Raw genomic sequence first — 20,421 nt, forward strand, 5'->3', positions numbered from 1 at the left:
CGTGAGCGCAGCCGGGACCGCTGTGTCGCCCGGACCGTCGAACAGGAGCCATCCGCCCGTGTCCTCGTCCGCCCCGGCAGGGGCCTCTTTGCGCCCTGTTCGCGTGTTGCTGGTGGAGGACGACGACCTGATGCGCCGGTCCTTCACCGTGGCCCTGGAGCGCTACGGCTACGAGATGAAGGCCGCGGCCGACGGACTCACGGGACTGGAGCTCTTCCGCGAGGAGAGCTTCGACCTGCTGATCCTGGACGTGATGCTGCCCGGTCTGGACGGGATCGGCCTGTGCCGCAGGGTCCGCGAGACCAGCTTGGTGCCCGTTCTGATGATGTCGGCTCGCGGCGACGGACTCGATGTCGTCGCCGGTCTGGAGGCGGGCGCGGACGACTACGTGGTCAAGCCCGTGGACACGTACGTGCTGGTCGCTCGCATCCGCTCGCTGCTGCGCCGGGCGACCTACGCGCCCCTCCCCGGACCCGGGCAGGCCGCGGGTGAGGGGCCGCCGCCCGAGGGAGAGGTGCTGGTGTTCGGGGACCTGAGCATCGACACCGCCGGCATGGAGGTGTTCGTCTCGGGAAGCCCGGTGGCGCTGACGCCGACCGAGCTGAAGCTGCTCCTGGAGTTCGCCGCCCATCCGGGCGTCGTACTGGAGCGGCACACCCTGCTGCGCGACGTGTGGGAGTACGGCTGGGACGGTGACAGCCGGGTTGTGGACCTGTGTGTGCAGCGGCTGCGGCGGAAGCTGGGGCGGGACCGGATCGAGACGGTCCGTGGCTTCGGCTACAAGTTCAGGCGATGAGGCCGGTGCGTCCGTTCCACCTCCTGCGGCAGGCCGGTGCGTCCTTGCGCTGGAAGATCGCCGCGCTCGCCGCGGTCACGGCCTGCCTGGTCGTGGCGGCGGTGGGCGTGCTGGTGCACGTATGGACCGCGCACGACATCCGTGACCGGGCCCGGGCACAGGCGCTCAACACGCTCTACTCGGCCATGGACGTCTACCGGCGTACCGGAACGCTCGCGGACGGTGCCGAACTCGACCCTGCCGCGCTGCCCGCCACACTGCGCGACCCGGCCGACGGTAACCGGCATGCGGTCTACGACGGGCGCGTCGAGGGAAATACGGGGCCGAGTTTCTGGGCCGGGCAGCGGACCGGTGGGCCGGGCAGCCCGGTGCTTGCCGTGCAGGTCAACATGAGCTCGGAGCTGCACACCCTGCGCCGGCTCGACGCGACCATGACGGTGGCCTCGCTGGTCGCGCTCGCGGCGGCCGCGCCAGTGGCGGTCTACGGGGCCGGACTGGTCGCCCGCAGGCTGCGGCGGGTCTCCGAGACCGCGGGCCGGATCTGCGCCGGGGACCTGGACGCCCGGACCGGGCCCACCAAGGGCCGCGACGAGGTGGCCGAGATCGCCGCCACCGTCGACCTGATGGCTGACAGTCTCGGCCGACGGCTGCGCACCGAGCGCCAGTTCACCGCGGACGTGGCGCACGAGCTGCGCACCCCCGTCGGTGGACTGCTGGCAGCCGCCGACCTGCTGCCGCCAGGAGAGACGGAGGACCTGCTGCGGGCCCGAGTGCGCGATCTGCGCGGCCTGGTCGAGGACCTGCTGGAGATCTCCCGCCTGGACGCCGGGGCCGAGCAGCCCGTCCGCGCCCGGGTGCCGCTCGGCGCCGTCGTCTCCGAGGCCGTGGCGCGCACCGGCCTCGGCACCGAAGTCACCGTCGCCGCGGCTGCCGAGGGCGCGGAAGGCACCCGGGCCACGGAGGTCGCGGAGGCCGACGGGGCCGCGGAGGCCGGCGGGACTGCGGAGGCTGTCAGGGCCGCCGGGGCCGCATCGGCAGCCGGGGCCGCCGCCGGAGCCTCCAAGGCCTCCGGGGCACAGGATGGCGCCGGGGGCGCCCAGACCACGGAAACCGTGGAGACCGACCCGCGCCGCCTGGAGCGGATCGTCGGCAACCTCGTCGTCAACGCCCACCGGCACGGAGCCATGCCGGTGCGGGTCACCGTCGAGGGCCGTACGGTCGTCGTGCGCGACCACGGCCCCGGCTTCCCTCCGGACCTGCTGCTCCACGGACCGCGCCGCTTCCACACGGGCGCGACGGAGCGCGGTTCGGGGCACGGCCTGGGGCTGACCATCGCCCTGGGACAGGCCCGGCTCCTCGGCGCCGAGCTGCGCCTGGACAACGCTCCGGACGGCGGCGCCGTCGCCACCCTGCGTCTGCCGGCCTGACCACCCGTCCCTACAGAACCGATACGAATCGGCGCGGGCGCCGATACACACCGGCTCAGGCCCCGATACGTTCTCCGGGCACCCTTCGAAGTGCGCCTTTCCGCACTCGAAGAGGAGTCCCCCGTGACCGCCAACAGCCTTGCCCCCCACGCGCTGCTCCCCACGCCCGGGGTCGCGGCCGCCACCGCCGATCTGACGAAGGTCTACGGGAGTGGCGACACCCGTGTCGTGGCCCTGGACCGGGTCAGCATCGCCTTCCGGGAGGGCGAGTTCACCGCGATCATGGGTCCTTCCGGCTGCGGCAAGTCCACCCTGATGCACTGCGCCGCCGGGCTCGATTCGCCCAGCTCCGGCTCGGTACGCATCGGCACCACCGAACTGAGCACCCTCGACGACCGCCGGCTCACGCAGTTGCGCCGCGACCGGGTCGGCTTCGTCTTCCAGGCGTTCAACCTGCTGCCCACACTGACCGCGCTGGAGAACATCACGCTGCCCCTGACCATCGCCGGACGCCGCCCCGACCCGGAGTGGCTGGACCGCGTGGTCTCCATGGTCGGCCTCTCCCAGCGCCTGGGTCACCGGCCCGCAGAGCTTTCCGGCGGGCAGCAGCAGCGCGTCGCGGTGGCCCGTGCCCTGGCCTCCCGCCCCGCGATCGTCTTCGGCGACGAGCCCACCGGCAACCTCGACTCCCGCGCCGGCACCGAGGTCCTCGGCTTCCTTCGCGACTCGGTACGCGAGCTCGGCCAGACCGTTGTCATGGTCACCCACGATCCCGTCGCCGCCGGCTACGCCGACCGGGTCGTCTTCTTCTCCGACGGCCGCCTGGTCGACGAGATGGCACACCCCACCCCGGACCGGGTCCTCGACCGGATGCTGCGTCTGTCCGGGGAAGGCCCGCAGACCCCCGGCTTCGACACCCACTCACGCATCCGCTGACCGCCCTCGCCATCGCCCTCGACTTTCGCCTTTCCCCTTCGCCCCCGGACGGAACCAGCCCGCCCGCCCGCGCGCTCGCCCGCTCCCCCGCTCGCATCCGTCGAGCCCGTATCTCCGAAAGCCACCCATGCTGAGAACAGCCCTGCGCAACGTCCTGGCGCACAAGGCCCGTCAGGTCATGACCGTCCTCGCGGTCTGCCTGGGGGTCGCGTTCGTCTGCGGCACCCTCGTCTTCGCCGACTCCACCGCCGCGGCCCACCGTGCGGCCGCATCGAAGAACTTCGCCGACATCGCGGTCACCGTGACCGCGAAGGAACCCCCGCCCGGGGCGCCCGCGGACCGGCAGGCCGGCGTGCTCGACGACGCGCTCGCGCGGCAACTGGCCGACGTACCCGGTGTCGCCGCCGTACGACCGTCGGCCGACGGCTCGGCCACCCTGAACGCGGCGGACGGCACCCCGCTGCGGGCCGGCAAGGCATGGTCGAACCTGGCCGCCGCCTACGTACCGGGCAAGGACGGCGAGGACAGCCGCTATCCGCTGGCCGAGGGCCGCGCCCCGGCGAACAGCGGTGAACTCGCCGTGGACACCGGCACCGCCGCCGCCGGCCGCTTCCGAATCGGCGACACGATCACACTGGCCACCGACGGCCCGGTCATGACCAAGCGGCTCGTCGGCATCGTCACCACCACGGACACCCGGGTGACCGCCGGCGGCACCCTCGCCCTGTTCGACAGGGCGACCGCCCAGCGACTGTTCGCGACTCCGGGCCACTACACCGGCATCGACCTGTCCGCCGCGCCCGGCACCACCCCGTCCGAACTCGCCCGCCGGGTCACCGCCGTGCTCCCGGCCGACCGTGCCGAGGCCACCACCGGCGCCGCCCAGGCCGGCCAGCAGGCCATCCTCGTCGACACCCTGACCAGGGGCTACGAGAAGCTGCCGCTGGTCTTCGCCGGGGTCACGCTGTTCATCGGCTCGTTCCTCATCGTCAACACCTTCACCATGCTCGTGGCGCGTCGCACCCGTGAGATCGCGCTGCTGCGGGCGATCGGCGCCTCGCGCCGCCAGGTGTCCCGGTCGATCCTCCTGGAGGCTCTCCTGGTCGGCCTCGTCGCATCGGCGGCCGGTTTCCTGCTCGGCCTCGGCATCGCCTCGGTGCTGCCCGACGTCCTGGGCACCGGCGGGAACACGCTACCCCAAGGCCCTCTGGTGATCGGTCCGCGCTCGGTCATGGCAGCGCTCGGCGTGGGCGTTGGTGTCACCGTGCTCGCCGCGTGGCTGCCGTCCCGCAGGGCGGCGAAGGTCGCGCCCATCGAGGCGATGCGCACGGCCGAACAGCCGCTCTCCCCCACCCGGTCCCGGACCCGCGGTGTGATGGGCCTTGCCCTCCTCGTCCTCGGCGCCGGCCGGCTGATCTCGCTCACGGGGGCGAAGGACGCCTCGGAGGAGAACCTGCGGGACGCGATGCTCGGCTGCGCCCTCCTCGTCGCCGCCCTGATCGTGCTGGCGCCGCTGCTCGCCATCCCGGTGATCCGGCTGACCGGACGGCTGACCGGCCGCTTCGGCATCACCGGCCATCTCGCCCGCCGGAACGCGCTGCGCGACCCGCGGCGCACCGCGGCCACCGCCGCCACCCTGCTGATCAGCACCGCGCTGGTCGCCGGGCTCGCCGTCATCGGAAACTCCACCGGGCAGGCGCTCGACCGCCAGGCCGCGGCCGGTCTCGCCGCCGACTACGTGATCGGCTCCCGCACCCCCACGACCGGCATCGACCCGGCCGCCGTGCAGCGGGTGGCCGACACTCCGGAGGTACGGACGACCAGCGCCGTCACGGACTCCACCCTGTTCACCGGCGGTGGGGTCCGGGAGATCTCCGGCGTCGATCCCGGCACCGTGAACGCCGTCATGAAGCTCGACTTCGTCAGCGGCTCCCTCACAGCGCTCGGGCCGGGCCGGATAGCCGTCTCCAGCACCGTCGCACGAGAACAGGGCGTGACCACGGGCGGCCGGCTCAACGCCCGCATAGGCCGAAACCAGGAGTTCAGGCAGTACACCGTCGTCGGCGTCTACAAGGACACCCCCATCGCCCGGGACGCGCTGGGCGCCCGTACGGAGGTGGCGAAGAACAGCTTCCTGCCCGGCTCCGTCCAGCGGATCCTCGTCCGCACCGACGGCGGCACGGTCTCGAAGACGGTCGAGGGACGCCTGCGCTCCGCCGTGGGCAACAGCCCGCTGCTGAAGGTCCAGGACCGCGAGCAACTCGTCGCCGAGGCCGCCGGCACCATGGCCGACCTGCTGAACGTGATGTACGGGCTGCTCGCCATCGGCGCCGTGATCGGCGCGCTGGGCATCGTCAACACCCTGGCCATGTCGGTCGCCGAACGCACCCGCGAGATCGGCGCCCTGCGCGCCATAGGCATGGACCGCGCCGGCATCCGGCGCATGATCCGCCTGGAGGCGGTGACGGTCGCCACCTTCGGCACCCTCCTCGGCCTGGTGGGCGGGGTGTTCGGCGCCTGGGCGGTCGGCTCGCTGGCCAACGGCGCGATGGAGGAGTACTCCCTGGCGCTGCCCTGGGGCACGCTGCTCCTCGTATGCCTGGCCTCCCCCGCGATCGGCGCGGTCGCTGCCACGGTCCCGGCCCGCCGGGCCGCCGCCCTGAGTCCGCTGGAAGCCGTCGCGGAGACGTGACGCACGGCCTCCGACCGGCCGCTGCCGGAGGCCTGGCGTCGTCAGTGCCGGTCGTCGTAACGATCGTCATTGGCGGTCGCCGGGCCTGACTGGCTGCCGGCCCATCGCGGCCCGGTGTCCGCCGGTGCGCAACCCGGCGTCACCTCCTCGCGTTATGCACCGCGTGGACGACACACAGGACGTGAACCCGCCCGGGCTGGTACGGACCGAGCGTGACGGTTCCGAAGGTCCTCTGGACACTGGGTTGAACAGCCGGTCATCACGGTCAGCTCTGCCCTGGCAGCGTTCGACGAGGCGGTCGCTGGGGAACGCCGGCCTGGCCGTGGTGACTGGCAGTTCCAGCGGCATCGGACAGGCGACGGCACGGCTTCTTGCCCAGCGAGGTCATCCCACCGTTCTGATCGCCCGCAGGCACGACGCTCTGTACAGCCTGGCGCGGGAGCTCGGCGCGTGGGCGCCGAGTGTGCCTGTCGCCCTGGACGTCTCCGACGACCGGGCCGCAAGGGCCGCGTTTGCCCGGCTGAGCCGGGACAGCGGTCCCGTGCGCATCCTCGTCAACTGCGCGGGCTCGGGCCATTACCAGCCCTTCCTGTCCCAAGCGCTGGAGGAGAACCGCCAGATGATGCAGGTGCACTACTTCGCGGCAGTCACCGCCATCCGGTCCGTACTACCCGGCATGATCGAGCAGAGGGCTGGACACGTCATCAACATCGGCTCGATGTCCACGAAGACGGGACCATGGGGGCACAGCGGGTACTCCGCAGCGAAGGCCGCCATCACCGCACTGACCCAGACGCTGGCCGCCGAGTACAGCTCCAGCGGCGTCCGTTTCAGTGTGGTCCACCCCGGCATCGTGGACACCCCCTTCTTCGACTCCCCCGACCTGCAGCCTCTTCGCCGGCGTCTTCGGCGCCATCTGATCTCCCCGGAGAGGGTTGCTCAGACAGTGGTCCGCCTGATCGACCGCCCACGGCTCGAAGTCTGCGTACCCCGCCACTACCGGCTCGTCGACACGATCAAGGCGCTCTGCCCGCGCTTGCTGCACCATCTCGTGACCGCCCGCAGCCGACCGGCCCGTATCCGCGGCTGAGTCCGGTGACGGCTCCTCGACGCGAGACGCACCTGGTCACCATCGTGGCCGTTCCCCACGCCCAGCGGGGCTGTCTCGCGAGTACATCCGCAGGTAACCGGCCGGCGTGAACCGCCGACGGGAGCGCCTGGTCAGTTGGTGGCCGAGGGCCGGCTCTCGGGCGTACGTACACTGTCGGGCATGGCATGCCGCATCAGTGAGCTGGTCCTCGACTGCGCCGACCCCGAACGGCTCGCCGCATTCTGGAGCAAGGTCCTCGGCTACGTCGAACTCGGCCGGGAGGACGACGGAAGCATCGCGATCGGGCCGCCCGACACCGGCTTCGGCGGCCCGCAGCCCACCCTCGTCCTCAGCCCCACCAGCGACCCGCGCACCGGGAAGCTTCCACTGCACATCGACGTCAACGCCACCGACCGCGACCAGGACGCCGAGCTGGAGCGGCTGCTCGCCCTCGGTGCCAGGCCCGCAGACGTCGGCCAGACCGGCACCGAGAGCTGGCACGTCCTGGCCGACCCGGAAGGCAACGAATTCTGCCTCCTGCACACCCGGCTCCAGCCCCTCTGACCACGTACGTGCTGACTCCGAGCCGCTTGGTCGTGCGGGTGGGGGCGGGGGTTGCTCATCGGGGCCGCGGATGTCGTAGCGGCGGGCCGGCCGGGCCCGTCGCTTTCAGCCCCATCGTTTCTCCTGGTCAGCGGCGCTCATTGGACATTCTGCCGATGCAATCCAGCGTCCATGGTCGGGAAAGCACATTGCGTGCAGGGGTCTTGACAGTTTGGATTGCCAAGGTCGAGACGGCGGCCTTGCTCCCGGCAATGGGGTGGCCTCTGCGACCGGAGGCCGGGGCCATGGGCGTCGCGGCCGTGGCGAGGCACGCCCCGCCGCTTCCGGTTCAGAAACTGGCACAGAAGAAGGCGAATGGCATCCATGCTCGACGGCTTCACGCCCTGGCCCGAGGAGTTCGTCGACCGCTACTGGGCGGCCGGGCACTGGCGTGGCAATACGCTGGACAACCTGCTGCGTGGCTGGGCCCTGCAGTACGGACCGCGCACCGCCCTCGTGCACGGCGACACTCGCCTCACGTACGCGAAACTGAACCGGCGCGTGGACCGTATGGCCGCCGGATTCCGGCTGCGCGGCCTCCGGGCCGGGCAACGAGTCGTCGTGCAGCTACCGAATGTCCCCGAGTTCGTCATCACCGTGTTCGCACTGATGCGCGTCGGCGCTGTGCCCGTGTTCTGCCCGGTCTCGCACCGCGCGACCGAGGTCTCCCACCTCGTGCGGGTCACCGAGGCCGTCGGCTACGTCGGCCCTTCGGCGTACGAGGGCTTCGACCACACGGCGATGGCCGCGGACATCGCGGCTCATGGGCCGTTCCTGCGGCGCGTGTTCACCCTTGAGGCGCCGGGCGCCTCGTCCCCGTACGGCGGCTATACGACCGACCCGTCGGGCTGCCAGTACTTCCCGCTGGGCTCCATCGACGCCCCACCCGAGCCGGCGCTTGCGCAGAGCGCCGAGCAGGTGGCGTTCCTCCTGCTCTCCGGCGGTGCCACCGCGGTGCCCAGGCTCGTTCCGCGCACCCACAACGACTACGCGTACCAGGCGCGGGCCGCCGCCGAGCTCGTGTCGCTCACCGAGAACGACGTGTATCTCGCCGCGCTGCCCGCCGAGTTCAACCTCACCTTCGGCTGCCCCGGCATCATCGGCGTCCTCTCCGTCGGCGGCACCGTCGTCCTGGTCGAGAAGCCGGGCCCCGCCGAATGCCTTTCGGTCATCGAACGAGAGCGGGTCACCATCACGTCGGTGGTGCCCACCGTCGCCCAGCTCTGGCTCGACGCACTTCCCACGGCCCAAGCCGACATGAGCAGTCTCCGTCTCGTACAGATCTGCGGCGCGCCCTTGCACCGGGCGACCGCCGAACGGATAGGCCCCGAATTGGGCTGCCGCCTACAGCAGGTCTTCGGCATGCCTGAGGGGCTGCTCACTCTCACCCGGCCCGCCGATCCGGACGAGACCGCGCTCACCACACAGGGCCGCCCGCTCTCGCCCGACGACGAGATCCGCATCGTCGACGTCGACGGCCAGGACGTGCCCGACGGGCAGCCCGGCGAACTCCTCACCCGCGGCCCGTACACCCTGCGTGGCTACTACCGGGCGCCCGACCACAACGCACGCTCCTTCACCACCGACGGCTACCTCCACACCGGCCACCTCGCGCAGCGCACCCCGGATGGCAACCTGCTGGTGACCGGGCGTCTCAGGGACCTACCGGGACGGGCCGGCCACGAAGATCCGTCCGCTCTGTGACCGGCAGGGCCGACCTCAGCCGGTGCGGGCAGGTCGTTGCCGACAAGGGCTACTCGTCCACGAAGGCTCGGACACCGTCTGCGCGGCGGCGCCGAGGGTACCTCGGTCCCGGGGTTCGTCTACTCGTTCCGGTCGGGAACTTCACCTTTCCTCGCGGTCAACTGAAAAAGGCGAGCCGTATGCATGTATGGGTGGCGCGCCGTCATCGCGAGTTCGAGGCGTTCCAGGTGGTCGTAGAACGCCGGGTCGTACTTGCGGGCGTCGTCGGTGATGTAGTCGCAGACGCTGCGGATGCCGTAGTGCCGCACGTCTCGGCACCCGAGACCCTCCAGGATGGGGATGATGTCCTCGGCCGCGTGCAGCGTAAGCGCCGAGTGGAACATCTCGGTCCAGCCATCGTCGGAGTCAAGCGCGGCAATCGCGGCGGCCAAGTCCGTCTGGCGCACGGCGACGGTCAACGGCGCTGAATGCCGGTTGAGCGCCATCACGGAGAACAGCCCGCCCTGCCGCAGCGGGGTGAGCGCCGTGGCGAGCGTTTGACGGGGCTCGTCCACGTACGCCAGCAGGTTGTGGCACAGCACCACGTCGAACTCAACGGCAGCGAGGTCGGCGGGCAGAGCGTTCACATCCGCCTGGACGCAAGTGATCCGCTCCGTCAGACCGCCTTGATCCGCTCGCTCGGCCGCCGCGGCGAGCATCGCGGGAGCGTGGTCGACGATCGTGACGTGATGCCCACGGGCAGCCAGACGCACGGCGTCGCCGCCGTCCCCGCCGGCCAGGTCAAGGACCCGCAGCGACCCCTCCGTAACCTCATCGAGGTGACGGACCAGGTTCGCCTCGGCAACGGCGTAACGGAGACGTCCCCACGGAGCGTCTTGCCACTCCTTCCACGCGGCCATGGATGTGTCGAACTTCTCGGAAGGCTCAGGCATCTGGCGACGATAACGGCTAGTTCCCACCTTTGGTAAAGGTGCCATCACCGCAGCCCTCGGTCAGACCGAGACCGGCCGTTGGTGTGCCGTACGCTCACCGGACCATGAGTCTGTGTGCCGGAAGCGGGGCCTAGTGGCGGTGACCCGTATGTTCGGCGAGCTGCGCTCCGACAGCGGGCCGACGGACCAGCTCGGTTCGGGTACGGAACGACTCGCCTGCTCCTTCATGGGCGGGAGCGGAACGGGCGATTCGGCCAAGTACGTCTCGGCGTTCGTGAAGATCCACGTACGTGAGGACGGTGTTGCCGAGGATCCCGGAGAGCTGATGGCACCGCCTGAAAGCCTGGGCCGGCGTGTCCCGGTGAGCGGCGTGGGTGAGAAGGCCTACGCGGTCAGCGCGGAAGACGACGGCTACTAGGGGCTGGTGGTCCTCGACCGCAACGCGGTGGTGATCATCGAGGTGACCGGGCGGGCGGTCCAGGGCCCCCTGGACCTGTCCACCGCCCGCCCAGCCATGATCGACGACGCCCGTACCCTGCTGGCAGCGCTGAAGGACTGACCGCCGCTCGCCGTGCCCCGTGCCCGTGTCACCGGCCTCTGGCTGCCGGCCGGCTCAGGTGGCTTGCGGGGTCCAGGTCTGCGGCGAATGGGTGTCGGCCGCGGGCCGGGGGACCTTCGCGCAGGGGGTGTGGCCCGTCAGGAAGAGGGAGGTGGTCGAGTTGTTTCACCCCAGGTCGAACTTGTCGCCCGTCGCGGGGTCCTCAAAGCGGAAGCCGAGCTTGTCGTGGTCCTTGACCTGACGATTGCCGTCGTGGGTGAGGGTCCAGCCGACGGAGGTGAAATGGCGGCGGAGGCGTGCTTCCGTGGTGCGGGCGACGTCGGCCGGGATGTCTTCGATCGTCCATCTGAGGCGGAAGTCAACGACGTCGGGCAGGGTCTCGTCGATCTTGAAGCCGCCCGCGTAGCAGCTATGCTCCGGGGTCACATAGACGGGTTCACTGCCTTGTGGGCGGCAGGGCCATGCCGTCGTACGCCCATTGCGCGCGGTCCGTCAGGCGCTGGGTGAGCTTCGCCGGGTCGCCGGAGGGGTAATCCGGCTCCAGTACGGAGCAGCCCGTGGTCGTCAGGGCGGCCAGCAGCAGGACCAGGGGCGCGGCGGTTTTTCCTCATGGGGCCGACGGTACGAAGGCAGTGGCGCCGACCGCATGAGTAGCGGTACTCAACGCCCGAGAGTGAGGCGCACTCAGCCTCTGGTTTCGCCGCTGACCAGCGCGGAGCCGAAGTAACGGCCGGCGACAGAGACGATCACCGGCACGGCCCCGTCCTCCATTGCCAGCTTGAAGGTGTGGACGATGCACGTACGCACCGGGTGGACCGGCCCACTGGTTTCCGCGTCGTCACGGGTGGCAATGGGCCGGATCTGCGGTCGGGCCTGCGCGAAGCAGACCAGCATTGTGCGCTGGTCCTCAAACTGGAAGAAGTCCCTGATGGCTCGGTTGCCGAAATCCAGGTGATCGAAGACCACAGCGACGTCCTCATCCCCGTACGGCGCCCGCTCCAGGGCGGGCAGCACGTCGAGTATCGCCTCGCCGCGAGCCAGCACACGGGCTCGCTCATGCGAGTCTCCCCACGGCGGCGGATCATCGTCCCGGAAGCCCCCAGGCACCTCCTCCGTGCGCAGCTCGGTGCCCGGGGAGGGCCGGTCCCAGCGTGCCTGACCGCTGACGCTCCCCCAGTTCAGGCTGGCGTTGACGCAGAGCCGGCCCGCGATCAGGGCCCACGGTGTACGGACCACACGTTCGCGCGCCAGGTCGACCACGAGACGGCCGAACCGGTCCCGGGGCAGCAGGGTCGGCTGTTCGGGTGCGACGAAGGCGTCGGTCCAGATTCCCATGCGCCTGGTTGTAGCAACCCGGCTTCTTTGGGCACCAGTCAATATGGTCAGCGGCCGGCCGATATTCGGGACACCACCGCCGCGGTGGAGCAGACCCGCGCCGGCGCACCGAGGCCCATGCCCTGTCACATCCGGCGCCGCCGGGCGGTCCCTACTGCGGAAGCGAGAGAAGGGATCGTCAGAATGAAGGTCGTCATCGTGTGCGCGTCCGTGTCACACGGCAATACGCGTCGTGTCGCCGAGACCATGGCCGACGTACTGGACGCGAAGGTTGTCACCCCTGAGGAGGCCGACCTGAGGGAGCTGGCCGACGCGGACCTCGTGGGGTTCGGCTCGGGCGTTTTCTACAGCAGGCTGCATCCTCACCTGACCGACTTCGTCAAGGCACTGCCCCCCGGGCACGGCCGGACTTTCGTGTTCGCCACCAGCGGACTGCCGGAGATTCCGCTGGCGCCCTTCACGCGTCCCCTGGTCCGGCTCCTGGAAGGCAAGGGTCTCCAGGTGGAGGGGAGCTTTTCATGCCGGGCTTTCGACACCTGGGCACCCTTCAAGCTGGTTGGCGGTATCAACAAGCAACGGCCGAACGCCGGGGACCTGGCCGCCGCGCGGGCGTTCGCCGAAGGGTTGCGGGACCGGACAGGACCGGTGTCCTGACCGTCAACGGCAGCTCAGGCTAGGGCCGCGGCGTCAGAGGGGCACCGCAAGACGTGCTGTTTTCGGCCAGGCATAGCGAAATAAATGCGGTCAATTTTGCGATGGACGCACGAATGATCCATCATCGTGACCGCGCGTCAGTTTCCGGCGCGCTTCAGGAGCGGGGGGCTCGGGGGTCTCCCCCGCGTACCGTTCGATCCCGCAGGCGGCGAGTTCGTGGTCTCGCCATGCCGCGGTGACTCCCACCCTGTTCCGTTCACCTAGGCAAAGGCCGCATGTCCGCCCATCAGCTACCGGACCTCATACGGTTCGCGCGTCACAACTCGCCCTTCTACCGGGACCTTTACGCGTCCCTGCCGCCGGACGCCGGCCGCCTCACCGACCTGCCGGTCGTCGACCAGCAGGAGTTCTGGTCGGCCAACGGCCTCCGCGACAACCGTGTCCTGACCGGGCCCCTGAGCGAGGCGACGGTGTACAAGACCGGTGGCACCACCGGGGCGCCCAAGTTCTCTGTTTACACCCGTGACGAGTGGCGCACCTTCGTGACCGCCTTCGGCCATGGGTTGGTGGACACGGGGCTGCGGCCGGGGCACCGGGTGGCCGACCTGTTCTACGCGGGTGAGCTCTACGCCAGCTTCCTCTTCATCCTCGATTCGCTCGCCCACTGCCCCGTCGACAACGTCCGGCTGCCGATCGGCGGGGCCGCGCCGCTGGAGTCGACCGTCGACACGCTGCGCGACTTCTCCGCCCAGGTGGTGGCCGGTACGCCGACCACGCTGTGCCGGCTGTCGGAGCACCTGATCGCGGCCGGACTGCCGCTGGAGGCCGTGGAGCTGGTGCTCTTCGGCGGCGAGGCGCTCTTCGCCGACCAGCGGCGCCTGTTGGCCCTCGCGTTCCCGAACGCCGAGGCGCGGTCGGTGGGTTACGCCAGTGTCGACGCGGGCCTGCTCGGTCGTCCCGTGCCCGGCGCCGACCCGCGTGTGCACCGCGCGTTCACGCCGTACTCGGTCGTCGAGATCCTGGACGACGCGACGGGCGAGCCCATCACCGCACCGGGGCGGGCCGGACGGGTCGTCGTCACCAGCCTCTTCCGCCGCCTCATGCCCATCATCCGCTACCCGGCGGGTGACCGCGCCGAGTGGACCGACACCGGGGCCGGCCACTTCCGCATCCTCGGGCGCGCCGAGGAAGGCGTACGGGTGGGGCCCGTGTCCCTGTACGCGCAGGACGCGCAGGACGCCGTGGCCGCGGCCGACACCGCCGGCCGGATCGTCGGGACGCAGTTGGTCGTACGCCGTTGGGACGGCCGCGACGGACTGGTGCTGCGGCTGGCCACCGCCCCGGGCGACGACGACCCGGCCGGTCTGGAGCCGCTCGCCAAGGCGGTGGTCACGGAGCTGGAGAACGCCAGGCCGCTGTACCCGGACAGCGTTCGCGCCGGCTTCGTGCACCCGCTCACCGTGCAGTGGGCGCGCCACCGCGACCTCGCCGTCAACCCGCGCACGGGCAAGCTCGTCCGCGTACTCGACGAGAGGCCGACCGAATGAGCTCCACCGCACCCTCGCCCAGGCAGTCGCCACTGATCCTGCGGAATCGTGCCTTCGGCGCCGTGTGGCTCGGGCAGGTCCTGACCCAGGCCGCCGTGCGCATGTTCCAGGTGGGCGTCTCCTGGTGGCTCGTCGCCTACGCCGTCGAGGACGGGCAGGGCCTGGCCTCCGGGCTGCTCATGGCCGTCAGCACGCTGCCCGCCGTCGCGCTCGCGCCGGTCGTGGCCCGTGCCGTGGCCCGGGTCGCCCACCGTTCCGTCCTGCGGGCAGCCGCAGCGCTGGCGGGCGTCGTCGCCGCCGCACTGGCGGCCTGGGCCTGGACGAGCGACCTGCCCGTGCCGGCCGCCTACGCCGCCGCCCTCGTCATGGCCACCTGCCAGGCCTTCTTCGACCCCTGCCTGACGACCTCGGTGCCCGAACTCGTCGATGACGAGGACATCGAGACGGCCACCGGTTTCGAGCTGTCCACCCAGTCGCTGGCCGGTCTCGGCGGGGCGCTGCTCGGCGCCCTGGTCGTCGACCGGGCCGGTGTGGGCGCCCTCGCCGCCGGCTGCGCGGCCGCCTACGTCACCGCCGCGCTGCTCATCACGGGCGTACGTTTCCACGACGCCGTCGCGTCCGGTGACGCGGGGGCACCCCCGGGTGGGCGGACACTCCGCCGCATCCTGGGCGAACTGCCCTACGTGCGCCGGATCCTGGTCTGCTTCACCGTGGCCAACCTCTTCACCACGGCCGTCTTCGTCGTCATCCCGCTCTACACCCGGTCCGTGCTGGCCGGCGGCGGTGGCACGGTGGCGCTGCTGGAGGCGTCCCTGGGGGTGGGCACGCTCGTCGGTTCCTTCACCGGCGCGCGGGTGCCGGGCAGGCCCACTGTCACCGGCGCGTACTGCCTGGCCCTCATGGCGCTGGCGCTGGCTCTGCCGGGGCTGGTCGCCGGGCGGCTGGTGTTCGCCGGTTGCCTGGCCGTGGCCGGGTGGTGCGTGGGCGTCATCGGTGTCCGGTTCGTGGCGCTCTTCCAGCGGCTGGTGCCCGCCGCCGACAAGGCCGGGTTCTTCGCCGTGATGCAGGCCGTGCTGGGAGCCACGTTCCCGGTGGGCTCGCTGCTGTTCGGGTTCGCCGGGGACCACCTGTCGGCGCAGACGCTGTGCCTGGTGCAGGCCGCCGGTCTGGTGCCCGCCGCCTGCGCGCTGGCCCTGCTGGGTGGGCACGAGCGCGGGCATGGGCACGATCACGAACGCGGGCACGGCCGTGATCGCGGACACGAGCGCGGGCACGAGCGCGAGCCGGCGCCCGTGGCCGGCGACGCTCCGGCGCCCGAGACCGTGGGAGGCGGACGGTGAGCGCCACGATCGCCCCGGCCCGCGTCGCGGACATCGCCGAGCTGCGCCAGCTCTATTACGCCGTCTACGGGCCCCACTACCCCGTCGCCCTCGGCACCGACCCGGCCACCATGGCCCGCTTCGTCGAGGACCCCCACACGCTGTGGCTCGTCGCCCGCTGCCCGGACACCGGCGCCCTCGCCGGGTCGGCCGCCGTCCACGGCGACCCGGGCAGCCGTATCGGCCGCCTGGAAGGGCTCGCCGTGCACCCCGACCACCGGTCCGGGGGCCTGGCCGCCCGCCTGACCGAGGCGCTGTGCGCGGGCACGCTGGACGCCGGGCGGCTGGACTCGGTGTACGCCACGGTCCGTACCGTCAGCGCCGGTCCGCAACGCGTCGTGGCGCGCAACGGCTTCCGCCCGCTGGGCGTCCTGCCCAACGCGGTCGATCTGAGCAGCCGTGAGAGCCTCGCGCTCTACGCGCGTCACCGCCCGGGTGTGCTGGAGCGCCGCTTCCCCGTGCCGGAGGTGCCCGCCCCGCTGCTCCCCCTCCTGCGAACCGTCGAGCGCGCCCTGGACGTGCGATACGAGGGAACACGGGCCGTTGCACCGGCCCCCACCGCCGAGTCCGACACAGCCGGGCACCTGGAGATGATCGAGGCTCCCGCCTTCGTGCGCAGGCGCTTCCGGGACCGGTTTCCGGACGCGGGCCGGTGGTTCTATCCGCTGCACACGCCCAACGTGCTGCTCACGCCGGAGGACGGGCGGTTCGAGGTGTACGCCTACCTCAACCGCAGCGGAGGTTACTGCTCGCTCGTCGCCGCCCATCCCGATCCGGCCGCCGCGGCCGCGTACCTGGGGCCCGTCACCCGGGCCCTGACCCGGGCCGGCGCGGGCTACGTGGAGGCGCTGGTGCCGCTCGCGCACCATGGGGCGCTCTCGGCGTTCCTGGCCGAGGGGTTCGTGGCCGGCGCGCTCTACCCGGCGATGCGGAGGGACGGGGACGGGTTCCACGACTACGTCGTGCTGTCCCGTTCCACGGAGCGGATCGACTTCCGTGACGTCGTCGTCGAACCGTCCCTCCAGCCCTATCTGGACTGCTATGTGTCGGCCTGGACGTCGACGTACCTGCCCACATTCGAGGTTGCCTCATGAACCCTCATCTCGCCCCGGTCGGCGTCCCCGACCCCACTCTGCTGCCGCATGTGCAGCGGCTGTGCGACCTGGCCGACCCGTACACCCGCGGGCCGGCCGAGGACGAGCTGTTCGCCGCGGCCATGGCGGAGATCAACGCCTGGCACGCCGAACGGTCCCCGTTCTTCCGGTCGCTGTACGAGGCGACGCCGCCGGCGCGTCCGTACCGCGCGCCGCTCGTGCACGCCAACTTCTTCAAGCGCCACGAGGTGCTGTCGATCCCACGCGACGAGGTCGATCTGCACCTGACGTCCTCGGGCACCACCGGCCAGAAGTCGCAGATGTTCTTCGACCGGTGGACCATCCGCTCCGCGCAGCGCATGGTGGCCCGGATCTTCGAGCGCAACGGCTGGATCACCCCGGAGCAGGAGGTCAACTACCTCCTCTACAGCTATGAGCCGGCGCCCGCCCTCAACCTCGGCACCGCCTTCACCGACAACTACCTGTGCGACTTCGCGCCGGCCCGCAGCGTCGAGTACGCGCTGCGCAACACGGGCGGCGACGGACACGAGTTCGACCCCTTCGGGTGTGTCGCGGCGCTGCGCCGTTTCGAACGGGACGACGCCCCGGTCCGCATCCTGGGCTTTCCGGCCTTCCTCTTCATCACCCTGGAGCGGATGCGGGCCATGGAGCTGCCCCCGCTGCGCCTGCCCGAGGGCTCGCTCGTCGTGCTGGGCGGCGGCTGGAAGGGCCACGCCGACCGGCGGATCGGCAAGGAGGAGCTGTACGCCCGCGTCACCGAGCAGTTGGGTATCCCAGGTGAGCGCATCCGCGACACGTTCGGTTCGGTCGAGCACTGCGTCCCGTACGTCGAGTGCGACCACCACCGGCTGCACGCGCCCGTCTGGTCACGCGTCACCGCCCTTGGCGCGCGAACGCTGGAGCCCCTGCCGTACGGCGAGACCGGCTTCCTGCACCTGGTGTCGCCGTACATCACCTCCGTACCGGCGCAGAGCGTCGTCATGGGCGACCTCGCATCCGTACACCCGGGGGACGCGTGCGGGTGCGACCTGACCACCGACTGGTTCACCGTCCACGGCCGCGCCGGGGTGAGCCACAACCGCAACTGCGCGGTGGCCGCCGCCGAGCTGATGAAGGGCATGTCATGACCGAACACCACTATTGGCAGGGCGCCTTCATCGGCGACGAGGAGGCCGGGCGGCGCCTGGCCGCGCTCCCCGAGGCGGTCGAGGACGCGCTCGGTACGCCGCTGGAGACCGAGACCCTGCTGGCCGCGTGCGACGCCCTGGCGACCGCCCTGGCCGACCCCGGGCACCCGGTGCGCGCCCGGCTCGCCCGCCATCTGCCCGACGACGAGGACCCGGCCGTACTCACCGAGCTCGGGGGCATGCTCGGCCGCCGGGAGCTCACGCGCAAGCTGCGCCGCGAACTCGGCGATGCCGCCCCGCAGCGCCTGAACCGTCCCGACGCCCGCGAGACCGTGTACGAGGCCTGGGCGCCCGTCGGCCTGGTCGCGCACATCGCGCCCGGCAACGCCGCCACCGTCGCGCCGCTGAGCGTCATCGAGGGACTGCTCGCCGGCAACGTCAACGTCCTCAAGACCAGCAGCGGCGACACGCTGCTCACCCAGCACCTGCTGGCCGAGCTCGCCGCCCTGGACCCGAGCGGCGGCATCGCCTCGCGCGTCATCGTGCTCCGCTTCCCGTCCGCGCGGCAGGAGTGGCTGCGCATGATGTGCGCGCCGGCCGACGCCGTCGCCGTCTGGGGCGGCGAGAGCGCCGTGGAAGGGGTCGCGGCCCATGTGCCGGCCGGCTGCCGCCTGGTGGAGTGGGGGCACCGCATCTCCTTCGCCTACCTCACGCGCGACGCCTGGGACGACGCGGCGACGCTCGACGCCCTGGCGGGTGACGTCTGCCTCTACGAGCAGGAGGCGTGCGCCAGCCCGCAGGTGGTGTACCTCGACACGGAGGACGAGGGGGAGGTGTTCGCGTTCGCGGAGCGTTTCGCGGGCGTCCTGGCGGCGCGGGACGGTAACCCCGGCGCTCATGACCTCGACCCCGCCGAGGAGGCGGAGGTGACGACGACCGAGCTGATCGCACGGCTGGAGGAACACCTCGGCCTGACCCGGGTGTTCGCCGCCCCCGACGGCTCGTGGCGGGTCATGGCCGACACCCGGCCGGCCCTCACCGCCTCTCCGCTGCACCGGAGCGTGTGGATCAAGCCGCTGCCGCGCAAGCGGCTGATCGGCACGCTGCGCCCCATGCGGCGCTATCTCCAGACCGTGGGGCTCGGGGCCGGCCGTACCGACATCGCCGAGCTCGCGCGTATCGCACTGGCCGCGGGCGTCACGCGCGTCACACCTGTCGGCTCCATGCACACCAGCTACTCCGGTGAACCGCACGACGGCGTGTACGCGCTCCAGCGCTACAGCCGCCGCGTGGCGGTGCGGGCCGACGAACGGCTCGCCACCGTCGCCTGCCTGGACGACCTGGCCCGGCCGGTGGCCCTGCCGCCGCCCGCCGGTCCTCTGCTCGGCAAGGAGGAGGTCCAGGAACGCGGCCGTCATGTCGCGCGGGCCGACGCCGAGTTGTACTTCCGCAGCGGCGGCACCACGGGGGCGCCCGCCCTGTCGCTGTTCAGCTATGACGACTACGACACGCAGATGCACGCCGCCGCCCGGGGCCTGCTCGCCGCGGGCTACGACCCGGTGCGCGACCGTACGGCCAACCTCTTCTACTGCGGCGGCATGTACGGCAGTTTCATCAGCTTCTTCTCCATCCTGGAGCGGCTCGGCGGCGTGCAACTGCCCCTGGCGGCAGGCCCCGACCACCGGGCCACAGCAGAGGCGCTGATCGCCCACGAGGCGGACACCCTCTTCGGGATGCCGTCGTACCTGTGGCAGCTCCTGCACGACCAGGCGGACGCGCTGCGCGCCTACGGCGGCATCCGCAAGATCTTCTACGGCGGCGAACACTTCACGGACGAGCAGCGCCGCGCGCTGAAGGAGACCTTCGGCGTCGAGGTCGTCCGTTCCCTCACGTACGGCAGCACCGATCTCGGCCCGCTCGGCTACCAGTGCGCCGAGAGCACCGGCGGGGTGCACCACCTCCACGCCGACCTGCACACGATGGAGATCCTCGCACTCGACTCCGACCGGCCTGTGCCGCCCGGCGAGACGGGCCGCCTGGTCTTCAGCACCCATGCGCGGCGCGGCCAGGACCTCGGCCGTTACGTCATCGGTGACCTCGGCCGGGCCGTTCCGGGGCGCTGCCCGTGCGGCAGTCACGCCCCGAGGTTCGAGCTGCGCGGCAGGCTGGGCGACGTCATGCGGGTCGCCACGTACTTCCTGAACCACCGCCGCTTCGTCGCCCTCGCGGAGGAAAGGGGCGGCTACCGCGGCGAACTCCAGATCCTGCTCGCCGGTCAGGACGCCCGCGAGCGGCTCACCGTCCGGGTGGAACGGTCGGGCGCGCCGGACCCGGAGCGCCTGCGCGAGGTCTTCCTGGGCGGCTATCCCGAGCTGCGGGCAGCCGTGGAGGAGCGGCTGCTCGACCTGTCGGTCGAGGCGGTGGACGGCTCGTCCCTGGACCGCAGTCCGACGAGCGGCAAGCTGCGCCGCGTGGTGGACACGCGGGGGTAGGGCACCGGCCGGAGGGCCCGCTCCCCCGGCCGG

General features: G+C 71.5%; 18 protein-coding genes. 15 read left to right on the forward strand and 3 right to left on the reverse strand.

Annotation, left to right across the window (positions count from 1 at the left end):
* Positions 1–103: 103 nt before the first annotated feature.
* The 7 genes from cseB to AB0J57_RS00095 all read left to right on the forward strand — a co-directional run bounded on the left by cseB (position 104) and on the right by AB0J57_RS00095 (position 9,248).
* The gene (cseB, locus tag AB0J57_RS00065; protein WP_366125604.1) at positions 104–796 is read left to right on the forward strand and encodes a two-component system response regulator CseB; all 693 of its coding nucleotides are present in this window, start codon (positions 104–106) and stop codon (positions 794–796) included.
* Complete coding sequence (locus AB0J57_RS00070) at positions 793–2,223, forward strand: HAMP domain-containing sensor histidine kinase (protein ID WP_366125605.1); 1,431 nt, start codon at positions 793–795, stop codon at positions 2,221–2,223. The genes cseB and AB0J57_RS00070 overlap by 4 nt, the downstream gene beginning before the upstream one ends.
* Positions 2,224–2,376: 153 nt before the next feature.
* Positions 2,377–3,159, forward strand: a complete 783-nt coding sequence (locus AB0J57_RS00075; protein ID WP_366126423.1) for an ABC transporter ATP-binding protein — start codon at positions 2,377–2,379, stop codon at positions 3,157–3,159.
* A gap of 127 nt (positions 3,160–3,286) precedes the next feature.
* Complete coding sequence (locus AB0J57_RS00080; protein ID WP_366125606.1) at positions 3,287–5,851, forward strand: FtsX-like permease family protein; 2,565 nt, start codon at positions 3,287–3,289, stop codon at positions 5,849–5,851.
* A 163-nt stretch (positions 5,852–6,014) separates the two neighbouring features.
* Complete coding sequence (locus AB0J57_RS00085; protein ID WP_366125607.1) at positions 6,015–6,941, forward strand: SDR family NAD(P)-dependent oxidoreductase; 927 nt, start codon at positions 6,015–6,017, stop codon at positions 6,939–6,941.
* Positions 6,942–7,121: 180 nt separating this feature from the next.
* Positions 7,122–7,505: a VOC family protein gene (locus AB0J57_RS00090; protein WP_366125608.1), complete on the forward strand. Its 384-nt coding sequence runs from the start codon at positions 7,122–7,124 to the stop codon at positions 7,503–7,505.
* Between the two features lie 354 nt (positions 7,506–7,859).
* The gene (locus AB0J57_RS00095) at positions 7,860–9,248 is read left to right on the forward strand and encodes an AMP-binding protein (protein ID WP_366125609.1); all 1,389 of its coding nucleotides are present in this window, start codon (positions 7,860–7,862) and stop codon (positions 9,246–9,248) included.
* Positions 9,249–9,367: 119 nt separating this feature from the next.
* Here AB0J57_RS00095 and AB0J57_RS00100 read toward each other — a convergent pair whose 3' ends face one another.
* The gene (locus tag AB0J57_RS00100; RefSeq protein WP_366125610.1) at positions 9,368–10,180 is read right to left on the reverse strand and encodes a methyltransferase domain-containing protein; all 813 of its coding nucleotides are present in this window, start codon (positions 10,178–10,180) and stop codon (positions 9,368–9,370) included.
* A gap of 148 nt (positions 10,181–10,328) precedes the next feature.
* Here AB0J57_RS00100 and AB0J57_RS00105 point away from each other — a divergent pair, with 148 nt between their 5' ends.
* Together AB0J57_RS00105 and AB0J57_RS00110 are read left to right on the forward strand one after the other, a co-directional pair.
* The gene (locus AB0J57_RS00105; RefSeq protein ID WP_366125611.1) at positions 10,329–10,598 is read left to right on the forward strand and encodes a hypothetical protein; all 270 of its coding nucleotides are present in this window, start codon (positions 10,329–10,331) and stop codon (positions 10,596–10,598) included.
* Positions 10,599–10,604: 6 nt separating this feature from the next.
* A complete protein-coding gene (locus tag AB0J57_RS00110) occupies positions 10,605–10,739 on the forward strand; it encodes a hypothetical protein (RefSeq protein WP_366125612.1) in 135 nt (44 codons plus the stop codon).
* A gap of 165 nt (positions 10,740–10,904) precedes the next feature.
* On the opposite strand, the gene AB0J57_RS00115 is transcribed toward AB0J57_RS00110, so the two are convergent.
* The gene (locus AB0J57_RS00115) at positions 10,905–11,165 is read right to left on the reverse strand and encodes a hypothetical protein (protein ID WP_366125613.1); all 261 of its coding nucleotides are present in this window, start codon (positions 11,163–11,165) and stop codon (positions 10,905–10,907) included.
* 258 nt (positions 11,166–11,423) lie between these two features.
* Entirely contained in the window at positions 11,424–12,074 is a 651-nt protein-coding gene (locus tag AB0J57_RS00120; RefSeq protein ID WP_366125614.1) for a hypothetical protein, read from the reverse strand.
* Positions 12,075–12,257: 183 nt separating this feature from the next.
* On the opposite strand from AB0J57_RS00120, the gene AB0J57_RS00125 reads away from it, so the two are divergent.
* The 6 genes from AB0J57_RS00125 (at position 12,258) to AB0J57_RS00150 (ending at position 20,388) form a co-directional block, all read left to right on the forward strand.
* A complete protein-coding gene (locus tag AB0J57_RS00125) occupies positions 12,258–12,728 on the forward strand; it encodes a flavodoxin family protein (protein WP_366125615.1) in 471 nt (156 codons plus the stop codon).
* A gap of 275 nt (positions 12,729–13,003) precedes the next feature.
* Positions 13,004–14,275, forward strand: coding sequence for an AMP-binding protein (locus AB0J57_RS00130; RefSeq protein ID WP_366125616.1), 1,272 nt, complete (start codon positions 13,004–13,006; stop codon positions 14,273–14,275).
* On the forward strand, positions 14,272–15,615 hold the full coding sequence (locus tag AB0J57_RS00135) for an MFS transporter (RefSeq protein ID WP_366125617.1): 1,344 nt from the start codon (positions 14,272–14,274) through the stop codon (positions 15,613–15,615). Before AB0J57_RS00130 ends, AB0J57_RS00135 begins: the two co-directional genes overlap by 4 nt.
* Positions 15,612–16,748, forward strand: a complete 1,137-nt coding sequence (locus tag AB0J57_RS00140; protein ID WP_366125618.1) for a GNAT family N-acetyltransferase — start codon at positions 15,612–15,614, stop codon at positions 16,746–16,748. Before AB0J57_RS00135 ends, AB0J57_RS00140 begins: the two co-directional genes overlap by 4 nt.
* The gene (locus AB0J57_RS00145; RefSeq protein ID WP_366125619.1) at positions 16,745–17,896 is read left to right on the forward strand and encodes an acyl-protein synthase; all 1,152 of its coding nucleotides are present in this window, start codon (positions 16,745–16,747) and stop codon (positions 17,894–17,896) included. The genes AB0J57_RS00140 and AB0J57_RS00145 overlap by 4 nt, the downstream gene beginning before the upstream one ends.
* Entirely contained in the window at positions 17,893–20,388 is a 2,496-nt protein-coding gene (locus AB0J57_RS00150; RefSeq protein ID WP_366125620.1) for an acyl-CoA reductase, read from the forward strand. Before AB0J57_RS00145 ends, AB0J57_RS00150 begins: the two co-directional genes overlap by 4 nt.
* The last annotated feature ends 33 nt before the right edge of the window (positions 20,389–20,421 follow it).

The sequence above is a fragment of the Streptomyces sp. NPDC049837 genome, assembly GCF_040674455.1.
In the GTDB taxonomy this organism is placed as follows: domain Bacteria; phylum Actinomycetota; class Actinomycetes; order Streptomycetales; family Streptomycetaceae; genus Streptomyces.